The following is a 17,620-nucleotide window of genomic DNA, read 5'->3' as shown; positions in this document are numbered from 1 at the left end:
ACGCTCCTTATTCATACAGTAAGTGATAAAGATTATAGCCTCCAGACAAGCTTGAACAGCAAAAGCCCTTCTGTTGCAGAATACGGCATGCCATGTAACTTCTCATACCGCTGGCACAATAGACAATCAGCGTTTTGTCTTTGGGCAGACATTCCAATCTATCTCTCAAATCCTGAAGTGGAATATGAATGCAGCCTTCAATATGACCAGCATGATATTCCTTATCCGTACGAACATCCACTAATATCTCTTTTTCATGTTCAAGGGAACTAATATGGCTGCCGTGAGTAACCTTTACTAAATCCATCACTATGTTCTGCGCGGCAAAAGCCGCTATGTTAACAGGATCCTTTGCAGCCCCGTATGGAGGTGCATAACACAGTTCCAGTTCTGAGATCTGGGATACCGTCATATTAGCTCGAATGGCAGTCGCCAAAACATCAATACGCTTATCCACACCGTCCACGCCAAATCCCTGAGCGCCCAAAAGCAGTCCTGTATGTTTTGCAAAAATAAGCTTTAGCCACATATCACTGGCGCCAGGATAATAGGAAGCATGTGACTTTACAGAGACATAAACTTTCTCATAATTTTTTCCTCTGCGTTCGTTGAGTCCGGTCATAGCCAGAGTTTTCCCAAAAATTTTGACAATAGAACTTCCCTGTGTCCCCTTGTAAGTGGAAGGAATACCTGCAATATTGTCGGCAGCAATACGTCCCTGTTTATTGGCAGGACCAGCCAGAGGAACATAATCCTCTGTTTTCAGAAGATAGTTTTTGACTGCAACAGCATCACCTACTGCATAAACATCCGATATGCCTGTTTGCATTCTCTCATTCACACAAATGGCTCCTCTGGAAGTAAAAACCAGTCCGGAATCTTTTAAAAAGGCAGTAGCAGGACGTACACCAACAGCACAAACCACTATATCTGCTGAATAAGCGCTGACATCGGTTTCTACCTGCATGGTTTCGTTATAACTCCGGACAGCTTTCACTGTTTCATTCAAATGAAGATGTACACCGTTTTTCAACATTTCCAGGGCTGCCAGGCGGGCCATATCCCAGTCTGCAGCTGGAATAATCTGAGGGGACAGTTCTATAATATGCACTTCAAATCCCAGTTTTTTGAAATTTTCTGCAGTTTCTACGCCAATAAACCCTCCGCCGATAACTATAGCCTGTTTCACATTATGCGAATTTACATAATCATTAATCCTGTCCATATCAGGAATATCATTTAATGTGAAAAATCGAGGATCTTCCGGTTTTTCTACAAAATCAGGAACAACAGGAGATGCACCGGGAGCCAGAATAAGTGAATCATAGTGTTCCGTATAGATATTCCCGGTAGCAAGATCCTGTATGCGCAGAGTTTTTGAACTGCTGTCCAGAGAGAGAGCTTCATGCCCTGTACGCACATCTATATGGAAACGGGAGGAAAAGGATTCCGGAGTTTGTAGCGTAAGAGATGAGCGTTTTTCAATAACACCGCTCAAATGATAAGGCAGGCCGCAATTAGCATAGGAAATATATTTCCCCCTCTCTAAAAGAATAATCTCTTCCGCCTCGCAAAGTCTTCTCAGACGGGCCGCAGCAGAAGCGCCGCCTGCAACGCCGCCTATAATAATCGTTTTCATATCTATCTCCTTTCTATGCTCTAAAGTCATTATATTTGATCAAAAACCGGCTGTAGCGCCCGGTAATACTGAGTAAAAATCTTTAAGGTATTCTGATACAGTACCGTGTTTTGGGGATTTGGTTCACTGGTCTCCTCTATAGCCAGGAAATGTTGAATATCCCTGGAATCATTTAATATCCCAGCTCCAATACCCGCTACAACAGCAGCCCCCAGAGAACAGCCTTCTTCCACCAGATTGAGTTTTTGAATACGGGCGTTAAAAATATCGGCCATAATTTGACGCCAGATGGGTTCCTTTGCTCCGCCTCCAATTACACGAAGAGAAGAAAGAGGATAATTTTCTCTGAAAATATTTAAAATCAACGCCAGATTCAGCGTCACCCCCTCCATAACAGAACGAAGCATATCGGCATGAGTATGTTCTTTTGTCAGCCCAAGAAAAGCTCCTCTGGCCTTATCGTTCCACCAGGGGGCACGTTCTCCCAGAAGATATGGCAGATAAACAAGTCCATTCGCGCCTGCCGGGGAGGAAACGATTTGTTTGTTTATAAGAGAATAAGCAGAAAGATGTTCTTTCTCAGCCACACTTGTTTCGTATGCACACAGCTCTGTTTTCATCCAGTCATAAGACAGGCCAGCAGCCTGCATGGTTCCAACAGGAAAAACCTTGCCTTTCTCAATTCCGGCCAAATTAAAAGTTCGCTGCCCGGGATCAAAATAAGGCTTGTCGTCCAGATAAGATATCCAGGCAGAAGAGCCGAGACAACAATACCCTTCACCCACTTGAGAAATACCCGAACCTACAGAGGCTGCCACTCCGTCACCGCAGCCGCAAAAAACAGGAGTGCCTTCAAGCAAACCGGTAAGCCGAGCGGCCTCTGCCGTTATCGTTCCAATCATGTGCGTGGATGGATAAACAGGCGGAAACAGGCAGGGGTCAATACCGACTTCTCGAAGAATGTCCTCCGACCATTCAAAGGTTCTTAAATCAAAAGCACCTGTTCCGCCTGCATCAGAATAGTCAGTTGCAATCGACCCGGTCAGCCGGTATGCAATGTAATCTTTGCTATTTAGAACGACGTTTATCTGTGAATAGACAGATTCATTATTTTTGCACCACAAGAGCTTATGAAGACTATTAGTGCACGTATTTCTGTTTCCTGTAATAGCATAGTAAGTTTCGTCCGTAATCTGTCTGCTGATATACCTTTGTTCTTCTACTGCCCTCTGATCTGCCCAGATAATTGCAGGGCGCAGAAGTTTTCCAGTTTTGTCCAGCAGCGTAATCCCCATCATCTGACCGCTGAACGAAACACCGGCAATGTCGGAAGGATTGATGTCTGCAATTAGTTCCCGGGTTCCTTCACAGACTGCCTGGAACCAGTTTTCCGGATCCTGCTCTGCCCAGGTATCATTGAAATAATGACAGGGGTACTGTTTGACAACGCTTTTCACCAAAACGCCATCCGTACTAAAAAGGTTTGCTTTGTTGCCTGATGTTCCCAGATCATGAGCCAGTAAGTACTTCATACTTTTACTCCTTTTCTTAAATAGTAATCTTCATTTATTGTTTTTCTTTATTTTGCGCCTTAGATAAGAACGTTCTTATTATATACGAATTTCCATTGCATTTCAATTGAATGAAATACACAAAAAGACATGCTGAAATTTATTAATATTCTACAAATATCAGAAATAGTTCAAAAATCTATTTACAAACAGGCAATAACAAAGTATAGTTTTTGCATAAGAACGTTCTCATAATAATATCGAGAGGAGGTGAAAGAATGAATCGTTTTGAGCATTATTGCATACCCGTGAAAGAAAAACCGGCAGATGCAGATTTTGTAGAACTTCTCGGCGTATATGTAACAGATTGTAATTTGCATCCTTTACATTTTGAATTTCTCTATATACCGCCGGAAAACAATATAGTGCCAAAAGAACTGCGGACAAATACACATATTGCATTCGCTGTAGATAACTTTGACGAGATTTTGCACGAATCCGAAGTTTTACTTCAATTTATCAGCCCAAATGATAATGTCAGCCGCATGGCATTTATCAATTATCACGGTGCAATTGTAGAACTCAGAGAAGTACCAGCCGGCACCTTGTGAAAGCATCGATTGAAATTGTGACTCATAATTTGTATAATAACATTAAGAAGAATAGGTTATGTCACGGTAAAAGGAGTAAAATATATTATGGTCACAATTTTAGATGTAGAAAAAAGATCAGGTGTCTCTAAATCTACCATTTCCAGATATTTAAACGGAAAAAATGTAACTGTTGAAAACCGGATACGTATCGAAAAAGCTATTCAGGAATTAGGCTATCGGATAAACCCGATAGCCCGTGGATTAAAAACAAATAAAACCCATGTGGTTGGTGTAGTAATACCGGATATAACAGATCCGTTTTTCCCACCCATCGTAAAGCTTCTGGAACAGGAACTGCGGAAAAAGGGATATCAAACACTGATTAATAATTATGGAAATGATATAGAATTAGAAAAAGAACAGGTTGAGGTGCTCAGCAACCAGAGAGCGGATGGTCTTATTGTTGTTTCAAGCGCCAAAACCGGAGAACACATTCAGGAGTGTATAACGCGTGGCATACCAGTGGTTTTGTTAGACCGTCTGGTGGAAGGTGTAGAATGCGATGTAGTAGTTGTGGATAATTATCAGGCAACCTTTGATGCGCTGTCTTTGGCTATACGCAGAGGGCACAGCCGAATAGCGATTGTACGTGTGAGTGGAACAATTTATTCGGACGCCCCCAGATACCAGGGGTATGTAGATGCATTAAAGCAGCACAATATTGAAGTAAGACCGGAATATGTGGTATTTTCTGAACTCGATGCAGATGATTCAAAAAGACAGTTTATGAGGCTTATGAATTTGGAAGAACCCCCTACTCTGATTTTCTGTTCTAACGCTAATATGGCTATGGGAGGCTTTGCCGCTATACTTGAATATCATTTACGCATACCAGAAGATGTGTCAATTCTGACCTTTGACCGTCTGTCCGCTTTGCCTTATTTTGGTTTTATTCGCAGCATGCAGCCCGAATTTTCAAGTATCTGCCAGCCCATAGAAGCAATCGCAAAAACTGCTACAGATCTGCTGGTTCGAAGAATGCAGGAGGGTCTGGACGCCTATCCTGCAATATGTAAAGAACTGAAGACAAGCCTTTATATGACGGATTCCGTCAAGTATTTACACGCAGAATAAAATAAACACTCCAGTCCAATAGTTGATAAGGCATTGCAGCCCAAATCATTATGAAACGGAGGTTTTGAAATGAAGAAGATTATTGTTGCATTACTGGCAGCTCTCATGGTATTTTCAATGACAGCCTGCAGCTCTGATTCCGGAACAGAAGAAACAACGTCCCCCACAGAGGAATCAGCTCCTGCTCAGGAAGAAGCTGCCGCTGAGAACGACAACGAAACAATGGATATTGCAGTTTTAATCAAATCCACAGACTCGGCTTTCTGGCAGAAGGTACGCGAGGGTGCGGAAGCCTATGCCAGCGAAAATGAAGGCATAACGGTAACCGTCCAGGGGCCGGCTTCTGAAGCTGATATTGAAGAGTCGATTTCTCTTTTGGAAAATGTAATTCTGAGCAGCCCTGATGCTATTGTGCTGGCTTCAAATGCGGATTCCGGAGCCAATGCAGCTTTAGCCGAGGCATCTGCGGCTGGCATTCCAGTAGTTACAATCGATACGCAGCTACCTTCCGAAACCATTGCCTGCCATCTTGCCACGGATAATAAAATTGGCGGATCGCTGGCCGCAGAAGCCATGGTAAAGTCTTTACAGGATAACGGCAAAGAGCTGAAAGGTAAAATAGCTCTGGTTTCAGCAGTTGCCGGTGTACAGACAGTTCTGGAACGTGACAGCGGATTCACAGAAAAACTGAAAGAACTCGCACCTGATATTGAAATCTTAGAGCCTATTTACTGTGATAATGAAATTGATACAGCTATGCAGACTACAGAAAACTTAATCACAGCTCATGGAGATGAATTAATCGGCATCTATGCAGACAACAATCACATGGGAGATGGTGTTTCCAGAGCCGTAGAACAGGCAGCTATGGAAAATCAAATTACTATTATTGCCTTTGACGATGATGAGGAGGAGATAACCGCCCTGAAAAAAAATGTAATCAAAGCTCTGATTATTCAGGATAGTTACAATATGGGTTACATGGGAGTAGAATATGCAGTTAAAGCTGCCAAAGGGGAAACGATGGAATCCTTTATTGACACAGGCGTAAATGTAACCTGGCCGGAAGATGTAGAGTCATAATTCACTCTGATACTGATACGCCATCCGGAACGGCCGGATGGCGTATTGATGCTAACGAGCCAGATAGCCATAGGAGGAAGGCTTTGAGTACTAATAATACAGAATTTATAAAAATGGAAAATATCTGTAAGGAATTCCCGGGAGTTCGAGCCTTATGGAATGTGCAGCTGACAATTAACAAAGGAGAGATCCATGCTCTGGTAGGAGAAAATGGAGCCGGAAAATCTACGCTGATCAAAATCCTTATGGGTGTTTATCAGAAGACCAGCGGAAGAATTTTCATTGATGGGAAAGAGGTGGAGATTAACAGTCCTCTGGATGCGCAGCGGTTTGGATTGGCTGCCGTATACCAGGACGTTACCATTGCACCACATCTTTCTGTAGGCGAAAACTTCTTTCTGGGACGGCTTCCAATGAACAGACTGGGCTTTGTAGACTGGAAACGAATGAATCAGGAGACGCAAAAGGCTCTGGACGAATTACATATCCAGATAGACGCTAGGACCATTGTTAAGGATCTTTCCGTTGCCCAGCAGGAAATGGTGATAATTGCAAAAAAATATTTTGAAAACAGCCGTTTGATGGTTCTGGACGAGCCAACAGCCTTACTGGCTAATGAAGAGGTGGAAAAACTATTTCAGATCATCAGAGATTTAAAAAAACGAGGAACTTCTATAATTTACATTTCTCATCGCATGGAGGAAATTTTTGAAATCTGCGACAGAATTACCATTTTAAAAGATGGACAGAGTATTGACACCGTCCCGGTAGAAAATGTGACCGAGGAACTGCTTATCTCCAAAATGGTAGGAAGAACTATTTCCGATATGTATTCTATCCGTCATCAGAAAGCAGCGGAGCCCGTATTGGACGTACGCAATCTGACAAGAAAAGGTGTATTTGAAAATATTAATTTTACTCTGCACAAAGGAGAAATCCTGGGGCTATTTGGTCTTGTAGGCTCCGGGCGAACCGAAATAGTGCGGGCCGTTTTCGGAGCTGACCCCGTTGATTCCGGAGAAATATGGATAAATAGTGAAAAGAAAAAGATTTCAAATCCACGGCAGGCCATCGCGGCGGGTATTGGGCTCCTGCCGGAGGATCGAAAAAATCAGGGACTGGCACTTGCGACTTCCATCACGCAGAATATCAATCTGGCTTCTTATGATAAAATTTCCAGACTGGGTTTTATTAATACAAAACAGGAAGCCCGAAAAGCGAACAGTTATACGGAGCGCCTGCATATTGTAACTCCCGGCATTTATCAGAAAGTGGTGAATCTGAGCGGCGGAAACCAGCAAAAAGTTGTGATTGCAAAGTGGCTGTGCAGGGAAAGTAGTATCTTTATTTTTGATGAACCTACCGTCGGTATTGATGTAGGAGCAAAAACAGAGATTTATCACCTGCTGGAAGAGTTGCTGGCCGCTAATAACGCAATTATCATGATTTCTTCCTATTTACCCGAAATTATGGGACTAGCAGATCGTATTGTGGTAATTCATGAAGGAAAACAGACGGGAATTGTGGATAGAAGCGACTATGACGACAGGGGGCTTTTGAAACTGGCTTCCGGTATTCATGTACAAAAATAAGATGAGGAAAAAGATGAAAAATAAAAATGGACTTTTAAGTTGTTTTCGGAGGCTTCCGGAATTTAATCTGATTTTAATCTGGCTGGTATTTTCAATTATTCTCTGTATCGTGGAACCAAAATTTATTTCATTTCATAATATTACAAACCTGTTGAGACAGACATCCATTACCGGCATTCTTGCCGTAGGTATGACCTTCGTCATTATTTCGGCAGGTATTGACCTTTCAGTAGGTTCAGTTCTGGCTTTTAGCGGGATGCTGGCTGCCATGCTGCTGCAGCAAAATATGCCGATGCCTCTGGCAATTATTATTTCAATCCTTGCAGGAACTGCATTAGGAGCTTTATGCGGCCTGCTGATCTATGCGGGAAATGTACCGGCATTTATCGCCACACTGGGAAGCATGTCTATCGTAAGGGGTGTTGTCATGCTGATGTCCAACGCCAATAAGATTTCTGTTCCTGCTGCATTCAGTGATTTTGCAGTTACCCGCTGGCTGGGTATTCCGGCCATGGTTTACGTCTGGCTGTTAATTGTAATTGTCAGCATAATAATGTCCCGCTATACTACTTTTGGCAGAAATATCTATGCGATTGGATCCAATATAGAAACAGCCAGATTATCAGGTATTCGTATAGGCGTCAATACCTGTGGCATTTATGCCTTCTCTGCCTTTTGCGCTTCAGTAGCCGGTCTTTTGATGACAACCCGTCTGGGAAGCGGAACACCTACCGCCGGCCAGGGCATGGAGATGGATGCCGTAGCAGCCGCTGTCGTGGGCGGAGCATCTTTGAGCGGTGCCTCCGGCTCCGTGCTCGGAACTATTTTGGGAACGCTTATTATCGCCATGATTCGAAATGGCGGTCAGCTGATAGGTATTAATTCATTTGTGCTGGATATTGCGGTGGGAGCTCTCATAGTAATTGCAGTGCTGATTGATCAGATGGGAAAACAGAAAAAACGCTGAGGAGTATACGGTATGCTGATCGACTTTCATACACATATTTATCCTGATAAAATTGTAAAAAAGACAATGGCCTGTATGACGCGTGAGGGTGCATTAAATGCTTACGCAGATGGAAGTTGTGACGGCCTCAAAGCTTCCATGCGTTCAGCAGGCATCACTCACAGCGTTGTCCTGCCAGTGGCTACCAGACCAGAACAATTCCACAGTATTAATGTTTTTGCACGGGAAATAACAACGGCTGAACCGGATAAGGATGGTCTGTCTATCCTTTCTTTTGGCGGAATTCACCCAAAAGATCCCGATTATAAGAACAGACTGCGGGAAATAAAAAAAATGGGACTGAAAGGAATTAAACTGCATCCCTGCTATCAGGATGTCTATATAAATGCTGTTGAATGTGAAAGAGTGATTGATTATGCCAGTGAGCTGGACCTTTTAGTGACACTTCATTGCGGGACAGATCCCAGCTGCCCGGGACAGGAGCTGTGTACGCCAGAAAGAATACGGAAAATGCTTTGGGACGTTTATCAGGGCGGCGCAGCTCGGAATCTGATTTTAGCTCATCTGGGCGGAAATGGTATGGAAAGTCGTTCGGAAGAATTGCTGGCAGGAGGAGATTACTATATGGATCTGTCTTTTTGCTTGCAGAACATACCGGTAGAACAGCTTGTCCGTATAGTAAAAAAACACGGAACAGAAAAAATTCTCTTTGGAACAGACTCGCCATGGTGCAGTCAGAAAGAAGAAGTGGAATATTTGAAAACCCTTCCCTTTACGCAGGATGAATTGGAACTGATATTTTACAAAAATGGAGCAAAACTTCTCCAAATTATTTGAAACAGAATCAGGAAGGCGGCGATTACCTGCCGCCTTCTCGCATCGCCCTTGCCTTAGGCTGCCCTTTCTTCATTTATCTTATTCGCATTTCTAAATCAAAGCAGTTCTGTCCAGTCCATATCCATCAGATCGCCGAGCGCCGGCGGGAAATATGACGTTAACGAAAAAAAGCGTCTTAGTGTGATTATAGAGCTGTTTAATTGTCTTTAGATTTTTTGAAAAGTCCAGTATTTATGCGGGTTTGCGCCGGTTGTGCTAATGGGAACGAGGCTACGGTTTATTCAGATGGCAAGGTGGTCTTTACTTTTAGAAACGGGACGAAAGTCAATACAACGATTTGAAGAAAGTAGCGGCCGGGGCATTGTGTTTGTATCAGATGCCTCTGGCCACTTTTTGTGTGCGTGGAAATAAAGTATTACTGTATATGGAATTTTATGAAAGATGGAGGTATATTTTTTGATATTGGTAGTGTATAGCAAATTGAATTTATATTGTAGTAGTTGGGAGGAGTAATTATAATGCCAAAAAGTAAAATGCAAAGTGGTTATATAGATTTGGAAGAAAAAAGTTATATTTTTACTTATGATGGAGAAATGTTGCAACTTGTGCCAAAGGAACAAAGTTCAATTAAGCCATATGATTTTTTGGCAAATAAAAATAAAGATTTGAAAGTGTTGAAAGGAACAACGATAGGATTTGAAAATATCTTTTTTGAATTGTAAGCGCGAGACTATGAAGAAAAGTCTGTAAATTAGATTCTTCTATGATAATGATGGGCGAAAGGCTTGAAAAATCAGCTTTTCGCCCTTTGTTTATATATAACAGTTACTAAAACGCATGTCAAGAGCAGGCGGTTCTGCCGCCTGTTTTGCGATGGAATATTGCCTATTCTGGAAGGCGTCCTTCGTACATAATACTTAGTTCTCCATAGACCGCTCCCCAGTTTCGGATTGTGGAAGTCCACTTTTTGGTTGCTTCAAAGGTTGCCAGATACAGGGCTTTCAGTAGTGCTGTATCACTCGGAAATACGCTTCTCTGGCGATTCAGTTTCCGGTATGTGGAATTCAGCGATTCTATCGCATTTGTTGTATAAATGACCTTCCGGACAGTGGTTGAAAACTTAAAAATTGGAGAAACAGCATCCCAGTTGTCCTTCCGAGAAGTATGTGATTCCGCATGGAAAGAATTTATAGAGTCTTTAAAATTTTTTTGGGAGTCTAAAAAAGGAAAGTACAGTCTGGAAACGTATTTAAAAATTGTTGGGGAATACACGAACCGGATTATTATAGCTGCGGAAGAAAAAGGAATGCATTTTTATGGAGGGGAATGTAGTGTAAAGAGAGAACGGGAATCAGATGATGTACTTTGGTTTCAAGTAGAAGTATTTTTTAAGGATGAATATGGGAAAGTAGTAAAGAAAGAAGCAGCACGAAAAATACCATCTATTAAATTTACAACTGAGACATTAGAGAAAATAGGTAATGAACATTTAATATTTGAAATTGAGAAACCTTAGGAGGAATATATGATCTGGTGGATTGTTATTGGAATACTTGTAATTGGACTATTGAGTTGGTTAGGTGAAAAGTTTATTGGATTCATGGAAGTATATGTAGAGTTGTTAGGTCGGAAATCGGTAATTATCATTTTAATTTTGAGTATATTAGCCTTTTTTATTGGTTCTTTTCCAGGTGCAATAATGATGATGATTTGCGGTACTATAGTTGGATATATTGGAAAATCAATTGCAAATTTCGCTCATGAACGAAATATAGAGAAATTACAAATTGAAGAGCAGAAGCGGATTACAGAAAAATTGCGAGAAACGCATGAAAATGACATTATTTTAAAAAATGTATTACAAAGCACGTGTACTCATCTCGGATATATGCCCCCAAAAGAGTGGGAAAAGAAACTGGGGAATTATAAGAATAAGGAGTATACAACAAGTTTTGAGGAAATTACACAGAACTTTGCAAAACAAATGAAGGAACAATATTTAATACAGTATAATGGCTGGTTTCGCGATTTCCTGTTGTATATTGTGAATAATCCAAGTGGTACTACGATTACCAAGATGCTAAGTGAGGTATATTGTAACCAACTGCGCTTCACCCATGTAACTCCTGATAGAACCCTTGTGGAAAGAATGGTTAATAAAGCATGTGAAAGGACTAGTGAAGATGTTCCGGCTCTTTTACAGAAGCTTACTTACGTAGACAGCATGGAAGAATACTTGTATGGTGCAACTAAATATGCAGAAAGATTATATGGAAATAATAATGAAGAAAATGTATTTACACAAGAAGAAATAAATTTTGATGATTTGTAGGAGAAAAATGTATGAATGTAGAGCAGTTGATTCAAGAATATGCTGTGAGATTTAAGATAACATCACGGAATATTGAAATTGGCTCAGACATCACGGAAAAATCACTGGAAATTTGGAAAAAGAAATATGGAGAGATGTTTGGAAATGCTATTTCTGACTATTTGTTGGTTTTCTCTTATGCGAAAACAGGTAGTTTTTCGTTAACGGGAGATGCAATTTACTATGATAATTTTATGCAGGGGGGTGGTAAACAGATTCGGTTTGAAGATATTGAAAGTTTGTCCGCTAAAAAAGGCGGGCATTTTTCGGCAGATCAGATTTCAGTTAAAATGAAAAATGGGAAAACGATTCTTTTAGACGCTTGCATCGATGGAATCTGTGTGGAAATGTTTGTAGATCTGTTCGTAAAAATATTGGAACTGGCAACTTTAGAGAGGCAGCAAAGGGGAACAATTCAGTTCTCTATTAGCAAGCAAAGGATTACTCTGTGTGATTTAAAAGATGAATTGAAAGTATTATATTTAAAAATTTTGTGCAATTATGCTTACATAGATGATAAGCTTATTGATTCGAAAGAATATAATGCGATAGGTAGTTTTTCTATTCGCATGGGGTTAGAAGATACGAATATGCGACATATGCTTCAGATATATATGAATGCCTTGGAAAATCGTGAAAAGACGGGAATTCTTTTGAAAAGTGCCAGACAGTTAATTTCTACTGAAACAGGAGTGTGGAATGCTTTTCGTTATAGTCTTATGCAGGATGCACTTTATATACATAAGATTCAAGGAAGAAAAGAAAATTGGTATGAGGATGGTTTTATCGGAAGTTTAATGGAGAATCTAAAACTTTGCCCTGAACAAATGGAAGTGATGGTAAAAGCAGTATTGCTTAATGAAAAAATGATGTATAAAGATGCGAATTTAAAAGTGTTAAGAAAAGAATGGGATGACCTTTTGAAAGAAATACAATATACGAAAGGATATGTACCATCCATGTATTTATTTTGCTCAGGTTCTGTTTATGGTATTGAATCATATTGCGGCTTCCTGAGGTCAAGTAGTATGGATCAAGAGGCCATTAATAAGAATAGAGAGCTTATCTTACATGAAATTATTCTTAATACTCAGAAAACAATAAATATTCTAATCGGAGATATGAACTTTTTGGCGGATCGTCTTGAGACAGAATTAAAGAAAGGTCAGGAAAGTAAAGAAAAGATTGATAAATTACAGCAAATGATTCTAAAAATTATTCGGGGAGCTGCAGTTGCGAAAAGCAAGGAGGAAAAAAACCAGAATATGTTAGATGGTTTGCCGATGTAAATGTGAAATCCAAGGAAGATAACTATGAAAAAGAAAAAAATAGCAAAGATTAGTGAAATGACCCTATTTGAAATGGGGGATGCTATGAAAGTGCAACGACACCAAATGGACAGCGCACAAGAACAATGCAGCCAAATGGAAGAGCATCTTACTGATTTGGAAGAATTGAACCAAAGTAATCTTGATAAATGTCAGGATTTGTTTGAATTGGAGCAAGAGATAAAGGATGCGTGTGGCATATTAGCTCTGGAAGAATTGAATCAAATTCTGAAAGAAACAGAGAATAAGACATATATTGCTGATGATGACAGAAATAGTGTGGATAACGAGATACAGATAAAAATAAAAAGAACAGAAGCCATTATCACCGGAAATAGCTGGGAGAATTATAAGAAAAACACTTTACGCTATGCGGTTAAAAATTCAATAGACCTAGATAAAGATCCATTTTTGGGTGCTTTGAGTCAAAGTGACTATGAAAAACTGCAAAATGAGATTAATGACGATTTTGCAAAAAAAACCAGTATTTTTCATAAAACAGATCTTTTGTTTCTAGCGGTTGCTACAGCATTGCAGGTAGTAAAGTCAGTTTTGTTCTCTGTGTTATCAGAAAAGGCAGGATATGGTCAAGGGTTTGATAAGTCTGAACGTCTCAATCATAATGATAAATCGATTAAGGCAAAAGAAAAGCAGGAAAAAGAGGTATTTAAAAGAAAGCAATTTGAGAGGGGTAACGAGTCAGGGGAATGGATAAATATTTTGTATAGAACTCCACCATATGATATTACTTCTGGTTCTCCTGATATTGGATTCAATATGGAAGGGGGATATCACAGAATACATTCCCTAGGGCATGACCCTATTTTAGGATGGATTTTTGGTACTGCTAATATTCTAACAGATACAATTACATTTGATACATTTGCTACATATAAAGTTGTTCGTAATCCAATGAGGATTACGCCCCAAAGGGTAACATTGATGGAATTGTTTGCGAATAGTTTGGATGTATGCAAAACTGGAGTGCTAAATTTGCCGGCGGCTCTTGCGTCAGAGTGTATTCATTTAAAATCAGATACGTATACTAAATTCGGTCTTCCGGTACCAATCATTGAGACTTTTGCCCCAGATATAGCAGGAAAATTATATAAAAGTCAGTATGACATGTTGTGTTTGAGTAGAGATTTAAAGATTGTAGGAAGTTCTGGAACAGTTTCTTTGCTCGTTGATATGATTATTGGATTACTTCACGGATTATATTATGATTCGCAGAAAGATGGGTCAAGAGAACTATTTGAGGTAAGAACACGAAAAATTTTGTTAATATCAAATATAATAGCAACAACGAGTAATATCATAGCTGCAATACTTACAGAGAATCCCAAAATGTTGGATATTGGAGGAATCATTGTTACTGTATCGCATTTATTTTTAGATCCTTTGTTTATGTTACGTGTAAAAAAAGAATTCCTTGAAAATAGAATATATGAGAAGATTGAGACTGAGCTTCAGGGTTTTAATGAAACTATAAATACGACAATGGATTTTAATTATAAACATAAAGATATTTTGGGAAATGTATAGAGAATATTAAGAAATAAAATTTGATTTAAGAGTAAAAAAAGAAATATTCAATCATATATTATATCCATGATACCAGGCAGCAGGGCAAAGGCTCTGCTGTCTATTATTTTGTCCAAAAGGAGGAAACGGTCATGGAAGTAAATGTAGTATAAGCAGTGTTTTTAAGACACAGGTACGGTAACAGGCACAAATTGGTGGAGGAACGGAATGGAAAAAGTGATTTTTGCAATCATCTGTGGTGTGGTTGCGGCGTTGAGTGAATTGACAAAAGACAATGGGAAAAAAGATTAGGAGGAATGAGTTATGGCAGCAAACGTTGAAAGTATGTTTTATGTGAGAGAAACCCCGTGGCACGGTTTGGGAACCAGAGTATTGGAAGCGCCGTCATCCAAGGAGGCGCTTGGTCTGGCGGGATTGGACTGGAGGGTTATTCAGGAGCCAATTTATACTGGGGAAAACGAAGTGATTCCTGGCTACAAGGCTAATATCAGAGACAGCGACAGAAAGACACTTGGAGTTGTTACGGACAGGTATAAGGTTATCCAGAATGAGGAAGCCTTTGCTTTTACGGATGAGCTTCTGGGAGAGGGCGTCCGTTATGAGACAGCCGGAAGTCTACAGGAGGGGAAAAGAATCTGGCTGCTGGCCCATATGCCCCATGAGTACATTATCGCAGGCGAGCGCATCAGCCCGTATCTGGTATTTACCAATACTCATGACGGTTCCGGGGCTGTCCGTGTAGCGGTGACGCCGATTCGTGTGGTCTGCAATAACACGTTGAATCTGGCACTGGATACGGCAAAACGTTCCTGGTCGATGATTCACACTGGTGATATTCAGGGGAAATTGGCAGAAGCCAGGGAAACGCTTTTTATGGCTCAGGAGTATATGGATCATCTTGGAGCAGAGTTTGAAGCTCTCCGGGCAAAGGAAGTATCTGATAGGCAGGTTCTGGAGTTTATTGACCTGCTTCTTCCAAAGGAGGAAGATTTTACTCCCCAGCAGAACAAGAATGTACAGCGACTGCGGGATGACATGAAGCTAAGGTATTTTGGTGCGCCGGATTTGAAGAATCTGGGAAGAAACGCATACCGCTTCATTAATGCAGTTTCAGATTTTGCAACCCATGCAGAACCGTTGCGGAAAACACAGAATTACAAGGAAAATCTATTCAGCCGGACAGTAGAGGGAAATCCTCTGATTGACCGGGCATATCAGATGGTGCTTGCTGCATAAGGGCATCGGGAAGGAGAGAAATGGAACAGGTTAAAATAAGATTGTTACAGGCATCTGAAATTGAGTGCCGGGTAGGAAGTATCGGAGAAAAGGGATTAAGCCTTCTCCTTTTCAAGGATGCCAGAGTGGATCAGAAGATTCTGGACGAGACCTTTACTCCGTTTGGCTGGAGGCGGACACATCAGAGCATTGACGGGAATCTGTATTGCACAGTGGAAATCTGGGATGAAAGTAAACAGCAGTGGATAGCCAAGCAGGACGTAGGAACAACCAGCTATTCAGAAAAAGAGAAAGGACAGGCTTCGGACAGCTTTAAAAGAGCCTGCTTTAACTGGGGACTTGGAAGGGAGCTTTATACGGCTCCCTTTATCTGGATTCCGGCACAGAGAACTGATATTCAGAAAAGAGAGGGACGCTATGTTGTTTGTGATAAGTTTGTGGTCAAGGAGATTTCCTATAACCAGAACAGGGAAATATCATCTTTAGTAATTGTGAATCAGAGAGGAATAACTGTATTTTCCATGGGAAAAGAAGAAATCCGGGTAAATGAATTACAAATTCAAAGTCTGGAGAAAGAACTGGAAAGAACGGGTATCGGTATGAATACGGTTCTTTCGAAATACAGGCTGCAGGCAATTACCCAGATGACAGTTGAAACGTATGAAGCACTGATGAATGGGCTTGGAAAGTCCAGAAGCAAGGCGGCAGCCTGACAGGAGGATATATGAAGTACAATGAATTTGTAGAACGATTAAAGCAGGAAGTAAAGAAACGGTTGAAAGGACAATACGATGTTACGGTAAAGACAGTCATAAAAAATAATGGACTGGTTCAGGAAGTAATAAGTATTCAGCCATTAGCAGGGGCGGCAGGTGTCGCCTCTGTTGTTACGTTACGCAATCGTTACAGACCTTACATGAGTGAAGCAGAATTTACCGCATGTGTGGAGACAATCGTTAAAAACTGCCTGGAAGAGAAAGAAATACTGGAATCTTATGGTTTCAAAGAAACAACGGTAGAATGGGAAAATATAAAAGAAATGGTGTATCCGGTTCTGCTTTCCACAAAAGCAAACTGGCTGCTGTTGGAATCACTGGTTTCCAGACCGATGCTGGATTTATCTGTTGTATATATGATTCGGCTTAGAGTAGGCGAGGATAAATACCCCATTGCGGTACGGGTTACAGAGACCTTATTTGAAATGTGGGATATTTCGCTGGAAGAATTACATCAGACAGCTCTGAATAATCTGAAAAAAGAGGAAGCAAGGCTGGTTGATTTGGAGAGTGTACTGAAAGCAACACTTCTTGGAATGGAACCGCCATTGGTGGAAACAATGCAGGAAGAAAAGGTCTATATTTTAAGTAATTCCGTCCAGTATTATGGAGTGTCTATGATACTCAATCAGGAGTATCTTAGAAAAATATCCGGTGGAAAATCCATCTATATTCTTCCCAGTACAGTCCATGAAGTCATTTTGATTCTGGATTCAGAGGAACTGGATATGGAAAGCATGAATGAAATGGCGCAAAGCGCAAATGATGAAGTGGCAGACGAGGAACAGTTTCAGGACCATGCCTATTATTATGACGGAGAGACAGGAGAAATAAGAAGCTGTAAATAACACGTTGATTGAGAATAGCCTGCTGGAAAATGGATTCCGGCAGGCTGGGCTTATGGATTGCTTTTATTTCTGAAATAAATACAGACGAACATAGTTGTCATGGAAAAAATATGATAAAATAAAAGAAAATCCGGGAGATGAGAGCAGATAGGAAAATATA

16 protein-coding genes and 1 pseudogene are annotated in these 17,620 nt (G+C 40.6%); 14 read left to right on the top strand and 3 right to left on the bottom strand.

Translation table 11 applies throughout. The features are described 5' to 3' along the window. Positions 1 to 7: 7 nt before the first annotated feature. Together ACTNCH_RS03575 and xylB are read right to left on the bottom strand one after the other, a co-directional pair. Positions 8 to 1,639: an FAD-dependent oxidoreductase gene (locus tag ACTNCH_RS03575; protein ID WP_441014720.1), complete on the bottom strand. Its 1,632-nt coding sequence runs from the start codon at positions 1,637 to 1,639 to the stop codon at positions 8 to 10. 29 nt (positions 1,640 to 1,668) lie between these two features. Then, on the bottom strand, positions 1,669 to 3,171 hold the full coding sequence (gene xylB, locus ACTNCH_RS03570) for a xylulokinase (RefSeq protein WP_441014721.1): 1,503 nt from the start codon (positions 3,169 to 3,171) through the stop codon (positions 1,669 to 1,671). A gap of 257 nt (positions 3,172 to 3,428) precedes the next feature. Here xylB and ACTNCH_RS03565 point away from each other — a divergent pair, with 257 nt between their 5' ends. The 7 genes from ACTNCH_RS03565 to ACTNCH_RS03535 all read left to right on the top strand — a co-directional run bounded on the left by ACTNCH_RS03565 (position 3,429) and on the right by ACTNCH_RS03535 (position 10,078). Further along, entirely contained in the window at positions 3,429 to 3,761 is a 333-nt protein-coding gene (locus tag ACTNCH_RS03565) for a hypothetical protein (protein ID WP_441014722.1), read from the top strand. Positions 3,762 to 3,848: 87 nt separating this feature from the next. Beyond that, positions 3,849 to 4,877, top strand: coding sequence for a LacI family DNA-binding transcriptional regulator (locus ACTNCH_RS03560; protein ID WP_441014723.1), 1,029 nt, complete (start codon positions 3,849 to 3,851; stop codon positions 4,875 to 4,877). Between the two features lie 69 nt (positions 4,878 to 4,946). Further along, the gene (locus tag ACTNCH_RS03555) at positions 4,947 to 5,960 is read left to right on the top strand and encodes an ABC transporter substrate-binding protein (RefSeq protein WP_441014724.1); all 1,014 of its coding nucleotides are present in this window, start codon (positions 4,947 to 4,949) and stop codon (positions 5,958 to 5,960) included. A gap of 113 nt (positions 5,961 to 6,073) precedes the next feature. Beyond that, positions 6,074 to 7,552, top strand: coding sequence for a sugar ABC transporter ATP-binding protein (locus ACTNCH_RS03550; RefSeq protein ID WP_441016113.1), 1,479 nt, complete (start codon positions 6,074 to 6,076; stop codon positions 7,550 to 7,552). Positions 7,553 to 7,565: 13 nt separating this feature from the next. Next, positions 7,566 to 8,519, top strand: coding sequence for an ABC transporter permease (locus tag ACTNCH_RS03545; RefSeq protein ID WP_441014725.1), 954 nt, complete (start codon positions 7,566 to 7,568; stop codon positions 8,517 to 8,519). Between the two features lie 12 nt (positions 8,520 to 8,531). Then, positions 8,532 to 9,356 carry an amidohydrolase family protein gene (locus ACTNCH_RS03540; RefSeq protein WP_441014726.1) on the top strand — a complete coding sequence of 275 codons (825 nt, stop codon included), beginning with the start codon at positions 8,532 to 8,534 and terminating at the stop codon, positions 9,354 to 9,356. A 518-nt stretch (positions 9,357 to 9,874) separates the two neighbouring features. Continuing rightward, positions 9,875 to 10,078, top strand: coding sequence for a hypothetical protein (locus ACTNCH_RS03535; protein ID WP_441014727.1), 204 nt, complete (start codon positions 9,875 to 9,877; stop codon positions 10,076 to 10,078). A gap of 163 nt (positions 10,079 to 10,241) precedes the next feature. Here the strand turns inward: ACTNCH_RS03535 and ACTNCH_RS03530 are convergent. Further along, positions 10,242 to 10,511, bottom strand: a pseudogene (locus tag ACTNCH_RS03530) (transposase); the annotation flags it as partial. Between ACTNCH_RS03530 and ACTNCH_RS03525 the strand changes: the two are divergent. The 7 genes from ACTNCH_RS03525 (at position 10,465) to ACTNCH_RS03495 (ending at position 17,460) form a co-directional block, all read left to right on the top strand. Beyond that, complete coding sequence (locus ACTNCH_RS03525; protein ID WP_441016150.1) at positions 10,465 to 10,872, top strand: hypothetical protein; 408 nt, start codon at positions 10,465 to 10,467, stop codon at positions 10,870 to 10,872. The pseudogene ACTNCH_RS03530 and the gene ACTNCH_RS03525 sit on opposite strands and share 47 nt — an antisense overlap. A 9-nt stretch (positions 10,873 to 10,881) precedes the next feature. Beyond that, entirely contained in the window at positions 10,882 to 11,688 is an 807-nt protein-coding gene (locus ACTNCH_RS03520) for a hypothetical protein (protein WP_441014728.1), read from the top strand. A gap of 11 nt (positions 11,689 to 11,699) precedes the next feature. Further along, the gene (locus ACTNCH_RS03515) at positions 11,700 to 13,016 is read left to right on the top strand and encodes a hypothetical protein (RefSeq protein ID WP_441014729.1); all 1,317 of its coding nucleotides are present in this window, start codon (positions 11,700 to 11,702) and stop codon (positions 13,014 to 13,016) included. Between the two features lie 24 nt (positions 13,017 to 13,040). Next, positions 13,041 to 14,600, top strand: a complete 1,560-nt coding sequence (locus ACTNCH_RS03510) for a hypothetical protein (protein WP_441014730.1) — start codon at positions 13,041 to 13,043, stop codon at positions 14,598 to 14,600. A 303-nt stretch (positions 14,601 to 14,903) separates the two neighbouring features. Then, positions 14,904 to 15,836: a DUF932 domain-containing protein gene (locus ACTNCH_RS03505; protein ID WP_441014731.1), complete on the top strand. Its 933-nt coding sequence runs from the start codon at positions 14,904 to 14,906 to the stop codon at positions 15,834 to 15,836. A gap of 20 nt (positions 15,837 to 15,856) precedes the next feature. Further along, a complete protein-coding gene (locus ACTNCH_RS03500) occupies positions 15,857 to 16,549 on the top strand; it encodes a hypothetical protein (RefSeq protein WP_441014732.1) in 693 nt (230 codons plus the stop codon). A gap of 11 nt (positions 16,550 to 16,560) precedes the next feature. Next, positions 16,561 to 17,460 (top strand): DUF5688 family protein, encoded by a 900-nt coding sequence (locus tag ACTNCH_RS03495; protein WP_441014733.1) that lies wholly within the window; start codon positions 16,561 to 16,563, stop codon positions 17,458 to 17,460. Positions 17,461 to 17,620 lie beyond the last annotated feature (160 nt).

The sequence above is a fragment of the Candidatus Merdisoma sp. HCP28S3_D10 genome (assembly GCF_052065835.1).
Classification (GTDB): Bacteria; Bacillota; Clostridia; order Lachnospirales; family Lachnospiraceae; genus Laedolimicola.
Note: the sequence above shows the minus strand (reverse complement) of the source record. Positions and strands in the feature narration are given on the sequence as shown.